We start from the raw sequence: 15,293 nt of genomic DNA on the forward strand, positions 1-15,293 counted from the left end.
AAAAGGCCAGCCAGCATTTTGTCGCGTGTTTCTTCCGCGGGATTGTCAAAGAGTGTGGATGACCAGGATTCCATCACTGGAGTCAATGGTTTGGCGTAGCCGCTGAAAAACCGCCTCTGTGGATGAAGCGCTGGCAAAAACGCCCGTCCCCAGATTTGTCCCCAACCGCACAGTGAAGCTGACAGCGCATCGAATTGTGGACAACTGGCCTTCTGATACAGTCGCCTCCAGCCGGTCGCCTTTGCGGTCCCTATTTATCCACACAAGCCCACAGCCTGAGGCACCCCCTGTGAACAAACCCCAGAGCTTCTTTCACCTGCACCTGATCTCCGACGCCACCGGCGAGACGCTGCTGGCGGCCGGCCGCGCCGCCTCGGCGCAATACAAGGATGCGCGCTCCATCGAGCATATCTATCCGCTCATCCGCACCGAAAAGCAGGTGGCGAAAGTCTTCGAGGACATAGAGGAGGAACCGGGCATCATCCTCTACACCGTCGTCGACCAGAAGCTGGCGCGCGGCATTGACGAGCGCTGCGCCACCATGGGGCTACCCTGTGTTTCGGTGCTGGAGCCGGTCCTCACCGTCTTCCAGTCCTATCTCGGCACGCCGGCCGGCCGCCGCGTCGGCGCCCAGCATGTGCTCGACGCCGATTATTTCCACCGTATCGACGCACTCAATTTCACCATGGAGCATGATGACGGCCAGCTGCCGCTCAATATGGACGACGCGGATGTGGTGCTGATCGGCATTTCCAGGACATCGAAGACGCCGACCAGCATCTATCTCGCCAACCGCGGCATCAAGACCGCCAACATCCCGATCGTGCTCGGCGTGCCGGTGCCCGAAAGCCTGGTCGCTGCCACCAAGCCGCTGATCGTCGGGCTGATCGCCACCGCCGAACGCATCTCGCATGTCCGGCAGAACCGCGTGCTCGGCAACAGCAGCACCTACGAAGCGACCGACTATGTCGACCGTGCCTCGATCGCCGAAGAGCTCGCCTATGCCCGCCAGATCTGCACCCGCCACAATTGGCCGATGATAGACGTCAGCCGCCGCTCGATCGAAGAGACCGCGGCAGCCATTGTTGCCCTGCGGGGGAAGAATAGATGATGGGATGGCAACGCGACCTCCTGCCCCAATCAACCAATATCGACCAGGCCCAGAACCCATGACCGAAAAAATCATCCTCGCCTCCGGCAGCCCGTTCCGCAAAGCAATGCTCATCAATGCCGGGCTCGGCATCGAAGCGGTGCCTGCCGATGTCGACGAGCGTGCGCTCGAGGCGCCGTTGCAGGACAGCGGTGTGTCGCCGGAAGATGTCGCCCTGATACTCGCCGAAGCCAAGGCGACCGAGGTCAGCGAACGCAGACCGGGCGCCCTGGTGCTCGGCTGCGACCAGACTTTGTCACTGGGAGATGAAGTGTTCCACAAGCCGGCCGACATGGAAGGCGCCCGCCGCCATCTGCTGGCGCTGTCAGGCAAGACGCATCAGCTGAACAGCGCCGCCTTGCTCTGCCGCAACGGCAAGGTGCTGTGGCGCCATGTCGGCATCGCCAGCCTTACCATGCGCAAGCTCGATCCGGCCTTCGTCGGCCGGCACCTGGCCCGCGTCGGCGCCAAGGCGTTGTCGAGCGTCGGCGCCTACCAGATCGAGGGCGAAGGCATCCAGCTGTTCGAAAAGATCGAAGGCGATTATTTCACCATTGTCGGCCTGCCGCTGTTACCGGTGCTGGCGGAATTGCGTGCGCTCGGAGCCATCGATGGTTGAGAAAAAAGCTTTCGTCACCGGCCATCCGATCGCGCATTCGCGCTCGCCGAAGATCCACGGCTATTGGTTGAACACATACGGCATCGACGGCAGCTATCATGCGATCGATGTCGCGCCGGCCGATTTTCCCGAGTTCCTCTCTTCCCTCCAGGCCAATGGCTATCAGGGCGGCAACGTCACCATTCCACACAAGGAAGTCGCCTTTGCCCGGGTCGAGCGCCGCGACGAGGCGGCGGAGATGATCGGCGCGGTCAACATGCTGTGGCTGGACGACGGCGTGCTGTGGGGCGGCAATTCGGACTGGATCGGCTTTGCCGGCAATCTCGACGAGCATGCCCCGGGCTGGGAGAGAAACGCTCCGGCCGTGGTGCTCGGCGCCGGTGGCGCGTCGCGCGCGGTCATCCACGCGCTTAAAGTGCGCGGCATTAAAGATATCCGCATCGTCAACCGCACATTGGCGCGGGCGCAAGAACTCGCCGACCGCTTCGGGGCCGGCGTCTCGGCGCATGGCGCGGTCGGCGACTTGCTTGGCGATGCCGGCTTGCTGATCAACACGACGGCACTTGGCATGCATGGCGATGCGACGCTGGCCGCCGATCCGGCCGGCCTGCCAGCTCACGCCATTGTCGCAGACATCGTCTATGTGCCGCTGGAAACGCCGCTGCTTGCCGCTGCCCGCGCGAGAAATTTGAAGACGGTCGACGGGCTCGGCATGCTGTTGCACCAGGCTGTGCCCGGTTTCGAACGCTGGTTCGGCAAGATGCCGCAGGTCACGCCTGAGTTGCGACAGATGATCGTCGCCGACATCCTCGCCAAATGATGGGTCGCAAATGATGGGCGCCAAATGATGACCGTGCTCGGCCTCACCGGATCGATCGGCATGGGCAAGTCGACGACGGCGAAAATGTTCGTCGACGCCGGCGTGCCGGTGCATGACTCCGACGAGACCGTGCATCGCCTCTATGCCGGCAAGGCAGTACCTCTCGTCGAGGCGGCCTTTCCCGGCACCGTGATTGCCGGTTCGGTCGACCGCACCGAGTTGGCGCGCCGCGTGCTCGGCAACGCTGCTGCGCTGAAGACATTGGAGGCGATCGTCCATCCGCTGGTGCGGGCCGATGCCGATGCCTTTCTGGCAAGGCACCGCGCCGCCGGCGCGCCGCTCGTCGTGCTCGACATTCCGCTGCTGTTCGAAACCGGCGGCCGCAACCGTGTCGACAAGGTCGTCGTCGTCACCGCGCCGGCCGATATCCAGCGCGCCCGCGTGCTGGCGCGTCCTGACATGAGTGAGGAAAAGCTGGCGGCCATCCTGGCCAAGCAGGTGCCCGACGCCGAAAAACGCCGGCAGGCCGATTTCGTGATCGACACCGGTGAAGGCATGGACGCCGCCCGCGCCGCGGTCGGCGCGATCATTGCCGAGCTCTCAGGACGCTGAGCTCGCCTGCTAACTCCTGGGGGATAAGTCGCGCCCATCAGGCTCCTGACGGCAGGCTGTCGGCATTGCCCATTGCCATTTTGTTCCGCTCCATGATTCTACTCCTCCAGGAGTGAGTTGATTCTATGCGTGAGATCATTTTCGATACCGAAACCACCGGACTCGACATGCGCGACGACCGCATCATCGAGCTTGGCGGCGTCGAGCTGGTCAACCGCTTCCCGACCGGCCGCACCTTCCACAAATTCATCAATCCGCAGGGGCGCGCCGTCCATGTCGAGGCGCAAGCCGTGCACGGCATCAGCGCCGCCGACCTCGTCGGCAAGCCGACCTTTGCCGAAATCGCCGAGGAATGGCTCGCCTTCACCGACGGCGCCAAGCTCGTCGCCCACAACGCCAATTTCGACATCGGCTTCCTCAACACGGAATTCGGGCGGCTCGGCCAGCCGGCCATAGACACCGGGCGCGTCGTCGACACGCTGGCGCTGGCGCGGCGCAAGCATCCGATGGGCCCCAATTCGCTCGACGCGCTCTGCCGCCGCTACGGCATCGACAACGGCCACCGCACCAAGCACGGCGCGCTGCTCGATTCCGAGCTCCTGGCCGAAGTCTACATCGAACTCATCGGCGGCAAGCAGGCCGCACTTGTCCTCGACGCGGTCGTGGTGCAGCTCAACAGCAATGGCGACGTTGCCGACATCGACATCTCGATCGCCGCCAGGCCAATCGCCCTGCCGCCGCGCCTGACTGAAGGTGAGCGAGCGGCGCATGCGGGGCTGGTGGCAACGCTGGGCGAAAAGGCGCTGTGGCTGAAGGTGGCGGCGGGGTGAACGGATCGCGGAGGTAGCGTTCCGTCACACCCCTCTCTGGCCTGCCGGCCATCTCCCCCTCAAGGGGGGAGATCAGCAGCTTCGCCGCTCCAGCCCATTCCTGCAACGTCTAAAGTTGGCGAAGGTCGCGATGACGGCCAATCTCCCCCCGTCAGGGGGAGATGCCTGGCAAGGCAGAGGGGGTGCTGTCCCGCCAGCATCTCAGTAGACAAAAAGCCCGGCACGAAGCCGGGCTTTCAACTCATGCGCGCGACGCGAGCCTTCAGCTAACCTTGACCTTCGATGCCGCCTGGTCCTCGGCCAGCTTCTGCTGGAACATCTGGGCAAAATCGATCGGGTCGAGCATCAACGGCGGGAAGCCGCCATTGCGGGTGGCTTCGGCGATGATCTGGCGGGCGAACGGGAACAAGAGCCGCGGGCATTCGATGAACAGGATCGGCAGCATGTGCTCCTGCGGGAAGCCGGCGATGGCGAAGACGCCGCCATAGACCAGTTCGACATTGAACAGCACTTCCTGGTCGAAGGACGCCTTGGCGTTCAAGGTCAGATTGACGTCGAACTGCTTGTCGGAGAGCGGGTTAGCATTGACATTGACGTTGATCGCAATGCCGGGGGCCTTGTCGCGGCCGCGCAGCGAGTTCGGCGCGCCGGGGCTTTCGAAGGACAGGTCCTTCACATACTGGGCAAGCACGTTGAGCGACGGCTGCGCCGTTTCGCCGTTGCCGTTGGCGGCGCCGACCGGCGCGTCATCTTTGCTGGCCATGAGCCTTGTTCCTTTTGCCTGGACAGCAGCGCTGACCGAATTGAAATCGGGCGTTGGCTAGCATGGTCGGCATGACAAGACAAGGTTTGCCGCCTTCAGGCCGAAGGGGTCGATAGTCAGTCGTTGGCAAGGTGACGTTCAGTCGTCCTTCAGGCGGCGCCACGGCGAGTTATGGTCGGGACCGCGCTTGAAATCGTCCTCGCGCGAATAGTCGCGGTCGTCGAGGTCGATGACCTTGTCACGCGACCTGCCGCGAAAACCGCCGGCGGTGAAATCGGTCGCGACGACGATGCGGCCCTTGAGCCTGCGCCAGGCAAGGTCGCGCACCGGCGGCAGGAACAGCAGCAGGCCGATAATATCGGTAATGAAGCCGGGGATGATCAACAGGATCGCGGCGACCACGATCATGGCGCCATGCGCGAGCTGGCGGCTGGGGTCGCCGCCGCCGGCCATCTCGGCACGGACCCGCGCCATGACACCAAAACCCTGGTGCCGGAGCAGAAGCACGCCGGCAATGCTTGAAGCCAGCACCAGGCCGACCGTGGCGAGCGCCCCGACCTCGCGGCCGACAATGACGAAACCGGCGATTTCCAGCAGCGGCAGCGCAAGCAGGAACAGAGGAAGGAAGGAAATGCGCAAGTCTTGACCGATCGTTTCCATGTTTGCCGGGCGGCGCATAATCGCCGCTGGCACTGAGGCCGTTAGATAGGTATGCCTGCCTTTGATTTGAATGATTGCGCCATGCGTTCTATATGCTTTGCATGTTTAACGCCATGCGACCGCCGCCCGATTGGCTGGCGGTCCCGGCCAGGTCAGGGATTGATTGGCGAAAGATATGGGATTCTTCGACTTCGGCACCATTTTCTTTCTGATTGCGGCGGTGGTGATCTTTTTCCAGCTGCGCAACGTGCTTGGCCGCCGCACGGGCAGCGAGCGCCCGCCCTTCGATCCGTACACGGCCAGCCGCACCGAGAAGGACGCGACCCAGAAGCCCGAAAATGTGGTTTCGCTGCCACGCAAGCGCATGCCGGGCGAGACGGCTGCCGAGACCTATGCGGCCATCGATGCCTTCGCCAAGCCCGACACCGACCTCAACAAGGGCCTGCGCGCGATCAAGGACAATGATCCCTCCTTCGACCCCAAAGTCTTCGTCGACGGCGCCAAGATGGCTTATGAGATGATCGTCATGGCCTATGCCGATGGCGACCGAAAAACGCTGAAAAACCTGTTGTCGCGCGAGGTTTTTGACGGCTTCGTTGCCGCGATTGGCGACCGCGAGGCGAAAGCCGAAAAGATCCAGTCCTCCTTCGTCGGCATCGACAAGGCCGACATCGTCTCGGCCGAGATGAAAGGCGGCGAGGCCCACATCACGCTGCGCATCGTGAGCGAACTGATTTCGGCGACCCGCGACAAGGCGGGTGCCGTCATCGACGGCGATCCCGAGACGGTGGCCGAGGTCAAGGATGTCTGGACCTTCGCCCGCGACACACGCTCGCGCGATCCGAACTGGAAGCTGGTCGCCACCGAGGAAGAAGACTGAGCCTATGCATGTCGCCCCGTGCGGGCAGCTTTTTTGGGATAGCGACATGCAGGCAAACATGGGCAGTGGCGAGGCTGAGGTGTCGCTCTCGCCGCTTTTTGTGGAAAAGTCCTTCGATGATCTTCCCGGTTGGAATTCCGATGACCATCTGCCGGCTTTCGAAGCCTTCCGCCGTTCGGCCTTTCATGTCCTGAGCAAGCCCTACCGCACCGGTTCGTTGGGCGTCCGGTTCGACGCGTTTGCCGCCGCTTATGACGAGGCGCGCACCGTTTCGCCGGCGAATCGGTCGGCGGCCAAGGCTTTTTTCGAGCGCCATTTCGCCCCAGTCCAGATTCGATCCGAAAACCCCGGCCTGGTCACCGGCTTCTACGAGCCGGAGGTCGAGGCCTCACCAGTGCGCACGGATGAATTCACGGTGCCGCTGCTGGCGCGGCCTTCCGATCTCGTCGACATCGATGATGCCAACCGTCCTCGAGGGATGGACGACTATCTCGCCTTCGCCCGCGATACGCCGCAGGGCCTGGTGGAGTATTTCGACCGCAGTGAGATCGAGAGAGGCGCGCTGGCCGGCCAAGGCCTGGAAATCGCCTGGCTTGCCGACAAGGTCGACGTCTTCTTCATCCATGTGCAAGGTGCGGCCAGGCTGAAGATGACCGACGGCCGGCTTTGCCGCGTCACCTACGCCGCCAAATCCGGCCAACGTTTCAGCGGTCCGGGGAAGATTCTCGCCGAACTCGGCGAAATCCCACTGGAAAAAGTGACGATGCAGTCTATCCGCGCCTGGTTCAGGGCGCATCCGGATCGCGTCGACGAGATCCTCTGGCAGAACCGCTCCTACATCTTCTTTCGCGAAGCCGATGTCGACGATGCCGCACTCGGTCCTATCGCCGCCGCCAAGGTGCCGTTGACGCCGGGCCGTTCGCTCGCGGTCGACCGGCTGCTGCACACATTCGGTACCCCCTTCTACATCGACGCTCCGTCGCTGACCGCCTTCGACGGAAAACCGTTCCGGCGGCTGATGATTGCGCAGGACACCGGCTCGGCCATCACCGGACCGGCGCGGGGCGATCTGTTCGCCGGCTCCGGCGATGCGGCCGGCGAGATCGCCGGCGTCGTTCGCAATGCGGCCGATTTCTATGCCTTGGTTCCACGCGCTCTCGTTTCGGAATCGAATCGATGAGCAAGCGCCCCGATAAACTCAACGAAGACGATCGGGTGCTGTGGAACCTGGTGGCGCGCACCGCCCGACCGCTGAAGGGCCGGACCGCGGTCGAGTTTCCCGACATCGTCGTCGACCCTAGGCCGGCACAGACGCCGGTCGCTGTCGGTCCGGTCCTCGCCGCCAAGCCGAAGGCGCAACATGTATCGCACGCGCTGGACGAGCCGACATTGGACAAGCTGAAGAAGGGCCGGCTGCCGATCGAAGGCCGCGTCGATCTGCATGGCATGACTCAGGACGAGGCCTATTCGCTGCTGTTTTCGTTCCTGCACCGGGCCCATGCCGGCGGCATCCGCTATGTCCTCGTCATTACGGGAAAAGGGTCGTCGTCGGGCGGCGACGGCGTCTTGCGGCGCGCCGTGCCTGCCTGGCTGTCGACGCCTGCCTTCCGGCCGCTGGTCTCCAGCCACGATCACGCCGCCCGCAACCACGGCGGTTCGGGCGCGCTCTATGTTCGACTCAGGCGAACCCGCTGATGACGCCGTTCGGCGAAAAACTGCGGGCGCTTCGAGCCGAGCGCGGCTTGCTCCAGAAGGACATGGCGCAGGCGATCGGAGTCAGCGCCGCCTATTTGTCGGCGCTGGAACATGGCCGCCGCGGCGCGCCGACCTGGACGCTGATCCAGAAGATCATCGGCTATTTCAACGTCATCTGGGACGATGCCGAAGAGCTGGCGCGTCTGGCCGAGGCCTCACATCCGCGGGTGAGACTCGATACGTCCGGCCTCAGTCCTGCCGCCACCGAGTTGGCCAATCTCTTGGCCGAAAACATCGAGAAGCTGGACGAAGCCGAGCTTGCCCGCATCACCGGCTCGATCCGGGCGGCACTGGAGCGGCGTAAGTAGGGCGGCGCCAAGGCCACGAATGCTCATCAATAGCGCCGGCATTTCATCCTGAAGGCGATGCCCGCCGGCCGTTAGCCAGCGGGCATATAGCGAGATTACTTCGCGCCGGCCTGGCCGCCACGGCCGCCAGTGCTGTCATGATCGCCGCCGCGACCGCCACCCAGGCAGTCCGAGGTGAGATCGCAACAGCGATTGCCCCACTGGTTGTTCTTGGCGCAGCCGGTCTGGTCGGCCATAGCGGATCCGGCCAGGGACGATACCGCGATGGCGGCGAGGAAAGCATTACGCAGGAAAGCAGTCATTTGAAGTCTCCATGGTTGGGTTTCTGTTTACGGCTGTGTGTCGCCGCTGGAGACGGTTTGGTTCACGCAGGTAGCGAAATTTTTTGAGGAGGCGTTTCGAGAGATAAGATTTCGAGGGCAGCGCTGCCCTCATCCGCCTGCCGGCACCTTCTCCCCGTAGTGACGGGGGAAGGGAGATAGCCGCTGCGCCGGCACCTATTCCGCAGCGTTGATGAGGGCAGCGCTGACTCATCCTGAAGATGGCGCGCGGGCCGATATCCCGCTCGTTCGAAAGCGTCGTGTCCTTACTGAACCGCGCCGACCAGTACCTGCTGGCCGCCGCGGATCGAGACCCAGCGGCCGGTGTTGTCGATGGCCTGCCGCTTGAGGAAGCGATAGCCGGTGGCGTCCCAGATCTTCACCTTGTCGGTCAGATTGTCGAGGACGTAGTCGCCCCTGTCGGTGCGCACGGTCAGCACGGCATGGCCTTCGCCGTCCGGCTTGCGCACGACGGTGATCAAGAGATCGGCCAGCGACACGCCAGAGCGCGAGAGCAGGCGGCGCTTTTCCAGCACATAGTCTTCGCAATCGCCGACGCCCTTGTCGGGATAGGCCCAGACCTCGTCCTTGCCATAGATGTCGTAGTCGCTCATCGGCTTGACGGCGGCGTTGACCCTTGACGTCACGTTGATCAGCTTGCGCATGAAGGCGTCGGTCATCGCGGCGGGGTTGAGGTTGCTCGGCCGGATCGAGCATTCGCCGGGCTGGGTTTTACAGAAATCATAGTGGCCGATCGGCTGCGAGGTCATGCCGCCCGTCGCCATGGCGCCGCCTGCAAGTGCCGGCACTGCCCAGCACGCAGAGATCGCCAGCCCTGCTGCCGCCCACAAGCGCAGCGTCCGTGCCATCGGTGAGGAAGTCATTGTCCCCGTTCGCCCTTGTTCTTAACGAAAGGTTAAAGGGGATTTACACTCCGTGTCAATTATCGGGGGAGCCAGATTCTTCGGCATGGTTACCCGCGCCCGCCCAACAGCGTCTATTGTGCAACAGAACGCCTGTGGCGCGCAAAATCGCCCCGCTTTTGCGGGCAATGCACGCTGCAGCCGGATCGAGCCTCAGCCTTTGGCGGAGCGGACCAGCTTGGGTTTCACCGCTACGCGTGTTTGGCGGCCGTAGCTTGTGATGAAATCGACGATGCGCGGCACGATTTCCGAGCGGAATCGCGACCCGTTGAAGACGCCGTAATGGCCGACGGCCGGCTGCATGTAATGCGCATGCCGGTCAGCCGGGATGTTGGGGCAGAGATCGTGGGCGGCCTGGGTCTGGCCGAGACCGGAAATGTCGTCGTTCTCGCCTTCGACCGTGAACAGCGCGACATTGCGGATCGCCTTGGTGTCGACAACCTCGCCGCGATGCGTCATCTCGCCCTTGGGCAGCGCATGGCGCACGAACACCGTGTCGACGGTCTGCAGATAGAATTCCGCCGTCAGGTCCATCACCGCCAGATATTCGTCGTAGAAATCGCGGTGCTTCTCGGCATTGTCGCCGTCATGCTTGACCAGGTGCATGAAGAAGTCCTTGTGGGCGGTGATGTGCCGGTCGAGGTTCATGCTCATGAAGCCCGACAACTGCAGGAAGCCCGGATAGACTTCGCGGCCGAAGCCCGGCACCGGCCAGGGCGCGTGCATGATGACGTTGTCGCGGAACCAGTCGATGCCCTTTTCCTTGGCCAGAAGATTGACCGCGGTCGGATTGCGGCGGGTGTCGATCGGCCCGCCCATCAACGTCATGGTCGAGGGCACGAAGGGATCGCCGCGCTTTTCCATCAGCGCCACCGCCGCCAGCACCGGCACCGAAGGCTGGCACACCGCCATCACATGGGTGTCCGGCCCCAGCGCATGCAGCATGTCGATGATGTAGTCGATATAATCGTCGAGGTCGAAATGGCCGTCGGTCACCGGCACCATCCGGGCATCGACCCAGTTGGTGATGTGCACGTCGGCATAGGGAAGCATCGCCTCGACCGTGCCGCGCAGCAGCGTCGCATAATGGCCCGACATCGGCGCCACGATGAGAAGCTTGGGGTCGGCCTTTCGCCCGGCGGGCACCGACCGCTCGAAGCGGGTAAGATTGCAGAACGGCTTCGACCACACCGTCTTTTCGCTGACCTCGACGCTCTTCCAGTCGACCACGGTCTTGCTCAGGCCGAAATGCGGCTTGCTGTAGCGGCGCGTCGTGCGCTCGAACAGTTCGGCGGTGGCGGCGACCGAGCGGCCCCACGGCGTATGCGAAAACGGGTTGAGCGGGTTGGTGTAGAACAGCCGCACCGCATCGGCATAAAGCCGCGCGGGCTGCAGGGCGGCATGGTTCATTTCATAGAGCTGGTAGAACATCAGGTACTCCGCAGCTGCCGTGACCCAAGGGACGACGGACAGCGCCGAGCCTTGAATGTCTCGCGCGGAGGTTAACAAGATATTGCTGCGATGCAATACGTCACGTGGCGTGACATATGCCAATCTTTCGTCCAAGGCATTGAGAAACCGCGTTGGGCGGGTGCAGCCGGCTCAATGTGCACTGCAAAATGCAAGGCTGTTGGACAACGGGGCAGGATGTGTCCGGCCCGATCGGGCCGGACTTGGACAGATCTAGACGCGCGCCATGCACACCGAGGTATGGCCGGAGCCGATGAAGCCGAGCTGGCCGGCGGCGCCCTTGGACAGATCGAGCACGCGCCCTTTGATGAACGGGCCGCGGTCGTTGATGCGCACGATGACGCTGCGGCCATTATTCTGGTTGGTCACTTTCAACTTGGTGCCGAAAGGCAGGCTGCGGTGCGCGGCGGTCAGCGCCGACGGGTTCATGCGTTCGCCATTGGCGGTCCTGGAATGCAGTGCGTACCAGGAGGCGCGGCCGCACTGGCCAGCGGCGGAGGAGGCGGATGCACCGACCATTAGGCCAGCCGCGATCGTTGCCGCGACAAGCGCGGTCTGGTTTGTTTTCTTCATGTTGGGGGGATTGGCTCCGTTTTCGACAGACCCCAGCCGTTAAGTGCCGAATAAGGCGGGAAATGCGGCAAGCATCGGGCAGTTCCGTGGCACCGGCACACGTTTGGAGTCGCTGGGAAACAGTTTGTCAGGCATCTTTCGTGTGGCGCGGCCGTATCGCCGGCGATATTGCGAGCTGTTTCACAGATTCCGTGAGCAAGGCAGGACGTTATAGTACAAGTAGAAGAGAGCGCGATTGGGCGCCGTCCTTTCACTCTGTCATCACGGTCATGGCGCAGTTGACGATCGACTTCGGAAAGGAATCTTGGCGATGAGACTGTTCAGATATCTGCTGGCGCTGATCGTGCTCGCCATTGGCGCGCTGTGGTCGCTGCAGGGCATTGGCGTGGTCGGCGGCAGTTTCATGACCGGCCAGTCGCAATGGCTCTATATCGGCATCGTGACCATGCTGGTCGGTTTCGCCGGGCTGGTATGGGTGAGCCGTTCGCGGGGGTGAGTTGCGACGAAAAATCGACCCACACAGATCGACCCCCACTCCGTCGAGCTTCGCTCGACACCTCTCCCCCGATCGACGGGGGAGAGGAAAGGCGCGAGCCTTGCAGGGGCGCGAACTTATGCGGCCTGGCTCCCTTCCTCTCCCTCCGGAGGGGGGAGAGGTGGCGCCGCGAAGCGGTGACGGAGTGGGGGTAGGCGCTGGTCAAACCCGCAGTCGCAAACAGGGCCAACCCGGCGAGCAAGAAAACAGCCACCCCATATTGCCGGTCCATTCTGTTACCTATCTATCCGGTTCGGATAGAATGCCCTGCCCGCGATAGGCTCTACCCGAACAGCTGATCCAGAATCCTGCCCTCCAGCCTGGCAAGCTCGACCGAACCGCGCCGGCGCGGCCGCGCCACCGACACGTCGAGATCGAGCGCGATGCGGCCCTCGTCGATCACCACCACCCGGTCGGCGAGCGCAACCGCCTCGGCGACGTCATGCGTGACCAGCACGGCGGTGAATTTTTGCTCCAGCCAGATGCGTTCCAGAAGCTGCTGCATTTCGATGCGGGTCAGCGCATCGAGTGCGCCGAGCGGCTCGTCGAGCGCCAGAATCTTTGGCTGTCCGATCAGTGCACGCGCCAGCGCCACGCGCTGCTTCTGGCCGCCCGACAGCACCGAGGGCCATTCGTCGGCGCGGTCGGCGAGGCCGACTTCACCCAGGATGGCGAGCGCGCGCCGCCTGGCTTCCGCACCGGTGGCAAGCCCGGTCAGCCCGACCTCGACGTTTTTCACCACGCTGGCCCAGGGCAACAGCCGCGGCTCCTGGAACATGAAGCGGCTCTCTTCCCCGGCGCCGGCCTTCGCCTCCGGCCCGAATGTAAGGGATCCAGCGGTTGGCCGATCGAGCCCGGCCAGCAGCCGCAACAGCGTACTCTTGCCGCAGCCGCTCTTGCCGATGACGGCCACAAACTGTCCGACGGGCACATCGAGATCGATGCCGTCGAGCACGACCTTGTCGCCAAAGCGCTTTTCCACGCCCTTGAAGGCAAAGGCGCGCTGCCTTTCGACGGCCTCCTCCGGCCGTGACGGTTCCGGCGCGGCGACGAAGGAACGGATGGCGGTCAGGCTGGCGGTTGGCATCGAACCCTCAGGCGTTCTGGAAGGCGGGATGCCAGCCGAGCGACAGCCGCTCGAGCAGGCAGGCGAAGCTGTCGGCAAGCTTGCCGAGCAGCGCATAGATCAGGATCGACAGCACGACCACATCGATCAGCAGGAATTCGCGTGCCTGCATGGCCATGTAGCCGAGGCCGGAACTGGCCGAGATGGTTTCGGCAACGATCAGCGTCAGCCACATGATGCCTAAGGCATAGCGCAGGCCGACGAAGATCGCCGGCAGCGCGCCGGGCAGGATCACCTGAAAAAACAACGCGCGGCGGTCCATGCCGTAGACCCTGCCCATCTCGACCAGCTGCGGGTCGACGCTCTGGATGCCGAGCAGCGTGTTGACGTAGATCGGGAAGAACACGCCGAGCGCCACCAGGAACAGTTTTGCTTCCTCGTCGATGCCGAACCACAGGATGACCAGCGGGATCAGCGCCAGATGCGGGATGTTGCGGATCATCTGCAGCGTCGTGTCGGTCAGGCCGCGGCTGAGCGCCGACAGCCCGTTGGCAAGGCCGAGTGCAAAGCCGATCGAGCCGCCGATGGCAAAGCCGGCCAGCGCACGCAGCGTGCTGACGCCGATGTTTTCGATCAGCTCGCCCGACAGCGTCAGCCGCCAGAAGGCCTCGGCCACCGCGCTCGGCGCCGGCAGCACATTGGCCGGCATCACGCCGGCGCGGCTGGCGGCTTCCCAGCCAATTATGACCAGCGCCGGCAGCAGCCAGCCGATGCCGTTCTGTTTGACGCGCCGGGCAAAACTCACGACGAGGCCTGCAGGCGGTTGGCGCCGTGGAAGCCGACGGCGAATTCATTGGCGATGTTCTCATGCGCCCGTGCCCGCCTGGTGCCCAGGCCGAGACGCGGGAACAGAAGCTCGGCGACGCGGTAGGCTTCCTCGAGATGCGGGTAGCCGGAGCCGATGATGGTGTCGATGCCGATCGCCTGATACTCGCGGATGCGCTCGACGATCTGCTCGGGCGAGCCGACCAAAGCTGTGCCGGCGCCGCCGCGCACCAGGCCGACGCCGGCCCACAGATTGGGCGAAACCACCAGCCTGTCGCGGCGGCCGCCATGCAGTTCGGCCATGCGCCGCTGTCCCACAGAGTCCATCTCCCTGGTGAAGCGGGCCTGGGCATTTTCGATCTGGGCATCGGTGACGTGGCTGATCAGCCGGTCGGCGGCGCGCCAGGCCTCTTCCTCGGTCTCGCGCACGATGAAATGAAGCCTGATGCCGAAACGCAGTTTGCGGCCGCGCCGTTCAGCCTTTTTGCGCGCCGCGCTGAGTTTTTCCGCCACCTGCGCCGGCGGCTCGCCCCAGGTCAGGTACATATCGACGAGATCGGCGGCGAGCTCCTGGCCGGCATCGGACGAGCCGCCGAAATAGAGCGGCGGCCGCTCCTGTTGCGGCAGAAGGTCAAGGCGGCCATTGTCGACGCGGTAATATCTGCCGTTGAAGTTGACGCTCTCGCCCGACACCAGGGCGCGCCAGATGGTCAGGAACTCTTGCGCCTGCGCATAGCGCTCGTCATGCGGCAGGAACACGCCATCGCCGGCAAGCTCGGTCGGGTTGCCGCCGACCACGACATTGAGCAGCAGGCGGCCATTGCTCAGCCGGTCGAGCGCCGCCGTCTGGCGTGCCGCGAAGGTGGGCAACGTCACGCCGGGCCGTAGCGCCACCAGGAATTTGAGCTTTTCCGTCAGCGCTGCAAGGCCGGAGGCGGTGATCCAGGAATCCTCGCAATTCTGCCCGGTCGGCAAAAGCACGCCGGGAAAGCCGAGCCGGTCGACGGCCTGTGCGATCTCCTTGAAGTAAGCGAACTCCGGCGGCCGCTGCTGCTGTTCGGAGCCGAGATAGGAGCCGTCGCCATGCGTCGGGATGAACCAGAAGAAATCGAGCGGGCCGGCTTGCGGGCTTGATGAAGCGGTCATGGCGAAATCCCTGAGTGTTGAAACGGCAAAGGCGCCGG

At 63.8% G+C, this 15,293-nt stretch carries 19 protein-coding genes; 10 read left to right on the forward strand and 9 right to left on the reverse strand.

Translation table 11 applies throughout. The annotated features are described in order from the left end of the window. The first annotated feature begins 172 nt into the window (after positions 1-172). From NLY37_RS23020 to dnaQ, 5 genes are all read left to right on the forward strand, one after another. Positions 173-1,111, forward strand: coding sequence for a pyruvate, water dikinase regulatory protein (locus NLY37_RS23020; RefSeq protein ID WP_502882083.1), 939 nt, complete (start codon positions 173-175; stop codon positions 1,109-1,111). Positions 1,112-1,169: 58 nt separating this feature from the next. Next, on the forward strand, positions 1,170-1,769 hold the full coding sequence (locus NLY37_RS23025) for a Maf-like protein (protein ID WP_023742018.1): 600 nt from the start codon (positions 1,170-1,172) through the stop codon (positions 1,767-1,769). After that, positions 1,762-2,589 carry a shikimate dehydrogenase gene (locus NLY37_RS23030; protein ID WP_023742017.1) on the forward strand — a complete coding sequence of 276 codons (828 nt, stop codon included), beginning with the start codon at positions 1,762-1,764 and terminating at the stop codon, positions 2,587-2,589. Before NLY37_RS23025 ends, NLY37_RS23030 begins: the two co-directional genes overlap by 8 nt. 27 nt (positions 2,590-2,616) lie before the next feature. Continuing rightward, positions 2,617-3,201, forward strand: a complete 585-nt coding sequence (gene coaE / locus NLY37_RS23035; RefSeq protein WP_023742016.1) for a dephospho-CoA kinase — start codon at positions 2,617-2,619, stop codon at positions 3,199-3,201. A 125-nt stretch (positions 3,202-3,326) separates the two neighbouring features. Beyond that, positions 3,327-4,031, forward strand: coding sequence for a DNA polymerase III subunit epsilon (gene dnaQ / locus NLY37_RS23040; protein WP_023672106.1), 705 nt, complete (start codon positions 3,327-3,329; stop codon positions 4,029-4,031). A 262-nt stretch (positions 4,032-4,293) separates the two neighbouring features. Here the strand turns inward: dnaQ and secB are convergent, their stop codons facing one another. Further along, complete coding sequence (gene secB, locus NLY37_RS23045; RefSeq protein WP_023672105.1) at positions 4,294-4,794, reverse strand: protein-export chaperone SecB; 501 nt, start codon at positions 4,792-4,794, stop codon at positions 4,294-4,296. A gap of 138 nt (positions 4,795-4,932) precedes the next feature. Next, on the reverse strand, positions 4,933-5,433 hold the full coding sequence (locus NLY37_RS23050) for an FxsA family protein (RefSeq protein ID WP_023742015.1): 501 nt from the start codon (positions 5,431-5,433) through the stop codon (positions 4,933-4,935). 196 nt (positions 5,434-5,629) lie between these two features. Here NLY37_RS23050 and NLY37_RS23055 point away from each other — a divergent pair, with 196 nt between their 5' ends. The 4 genes from NLY37_RS23055 to NLY37_RS23070 all read left to right on the forward strand — a co-directional run bounded on the left by NLY37_RS23055 (position 5,630) and on the right by NLY37_RS23070 (position 8,397). Then, the gene (locus tag NLY37_RS23055; RefSeq protein ID WP_023672103.1) at positions 5,630-6,334 is read left to right on the forward strand and encodes a Tim44/TimA family putative adaptor protein; all 705 of its coding nucleotides are present in this window, start codon (positions 5,630-5,632) and stop codon (positions 6,332-6,334) included. Positions 6,335-6,413: 79 nt separating this feature from the next. Beyond that, entirely contained in the window at positions 6,414-7,514 is a 1,101-nt protein-coding gene (gene mltA / locus NLY37_RS23060) for a murein transglycosylase A (protein ID WP_023742014.1), read from the forward strand. Continuing rightward, entirely contained in the window at positions 7,511-8,029 is a 519-nt protein-coding gene (locus NLY37_RS23065; protein WP_023742013.1) for a Smr/MutS family protein, read from the forward strand. Before mltA ends, NLY37_RS23065 begins: the two co-directional genes overlap by 4 nt. Beyond that, on the forward strand, positions 8,029-8,397 hold the full coding sequence (locus NLY37_RS23070) for a helix-turn-helix domain-containing protein (protein WP_023742012.1): 369 nt from the start codon (positions 8,029-8,031) through the stop codon (positions 8,395-8,397). The genes NLY37_RS23065 and NLY37_RS23070 overlap by 1 nt, the downstream gene beginning before the upstream one ends. A gap of 95 nt (positions 8,398-8,492) precedes the next feature. Here the strand turns inward: NLY37_RS23070 and NLY37_RS23075 are convergent, their stop codons facing one another. The 4 genes from NLY37_RS23075 to NLY37_RS23090 form a co-directional block, all read right to left on the reverse strand. Next, on the reverse strand, positions 8,493-8,699 hold the full coding sequence (locus NLY37_RS23075) for a hypothetical protein (protein ID WP_023672099.1): 207 nt from the start codon (positions 8,697-8,699) through the stop codon (positions 8,493-8,495). A 284-nt stretch (positions 8,700-8,983) separates the two neighbouring features. Next, entirely contained in the window at positions 8,984-9,601 is a 618-nt protein-coding gene (locus NLY37_RS23080; RefSeq protein WP_023698094.1) for a transglutaminase-like cysteine peptidase, read from the reverse strand. 192 nt (positions 9,602-9,793) lie between these two features. Next, a complete protein-coding gene (locus tag NLY37_RS23085) occupies positions 9,794-11,071 on the reverse strand; it encodes a polyhydroxyalkanoate depolymerase (RefSeq protein ID WP_023742011.1) in 1,278 nt (425 codons plus the stop codon). A 252-nt stretch (positions 11,072-11,323) separates the two neighbouring features. Further along, a complete protein-coding gene (locus NLY37_RS23090) occupies positions 11,324-11,683 on the reverse strand; it encodes a septal ring lytic transglycosylase RlpA family protein (protein WP_023742010.1) in 360 nt (119 codons plus the stop codon). Positions 11,684-11,993: 310 nt separating this feature from the next. Here NLY37_RS23090 and NLY37_RS23095 point away from each other — a divergent pair, with 310 nt between their 5' ends. After that, positions 11,994-12,179, forward strand: a complete 186-nt coding sequence (locus tag NLY37_RS23095; RefSeq protein WP_023742009.1) for a hypothetical protein — start codon at positions 11,994-11,996, stop codon at positions 12,177-12,179. Between the two features lie 322 nt (positions 12,180-12,501). Here the strand turns inward: NLY37_RS23095 and NLY37_RS23100 are convergent, their stop codons facing one another. Genes NLY37_RS23100 through ssuD form a run of 3 tightly spaced genes read right to left on the reverse strand, consistent with a single transcriptional unit; the run spans position 12,502 to position 15,255 of the window. Beyond that, positions 12,502-13,305: an ATP-binding cassette domain-containing protein gene (locus tag NLY37_RS23100; protein WP_023742008.1), complete on the reverse strand. Its 804-nt coding sequence runs from the start codon at positions 13,303-13,305 to the stop codon at positions 12,502-12,504. 7 nt (positions 13,306-13,312) lie between these two features. After that, the gene (locus tag NLY37_RS23105) at positions 13,313-14,089 is read right to left on the reverse strand and encodes an ABC transporter permease subunit (protein WP_023742007.1); all 777 of its coding nucleotides are present in this window, start codon (positions 14,087-14,089) and stop codon (positions 13,313-13,315) included. Beyond that, on the reverse strand, positions 14,086-15,255 hold the full coding sequence (gene ssuD, locus NLY37_RS23110) for an FMNH2-dependent alkanesulfonate monooxygenase (RefSeq protein ID WP_023742006.1): 1,170 nt from the start codon (positions 15,253-15,255) through the stop codon (positions 14,086-14,088). Before ssuD ends, NLY37_RS23105 begins: the two co-directional genes overlap by 4 nt. Positions 15,256-15,293: the final 38 nt, after the last annotated feature.

The sequence above is a fragment of the Mesorhizobium sp. C395A genome, assembly GCF_030323205.1.
Lineage (GTDB): Bacteria > Pseudomonadota > Alphaproteobacteria > Rhizobiales > Rhizobiaceae > Mesorhizobium.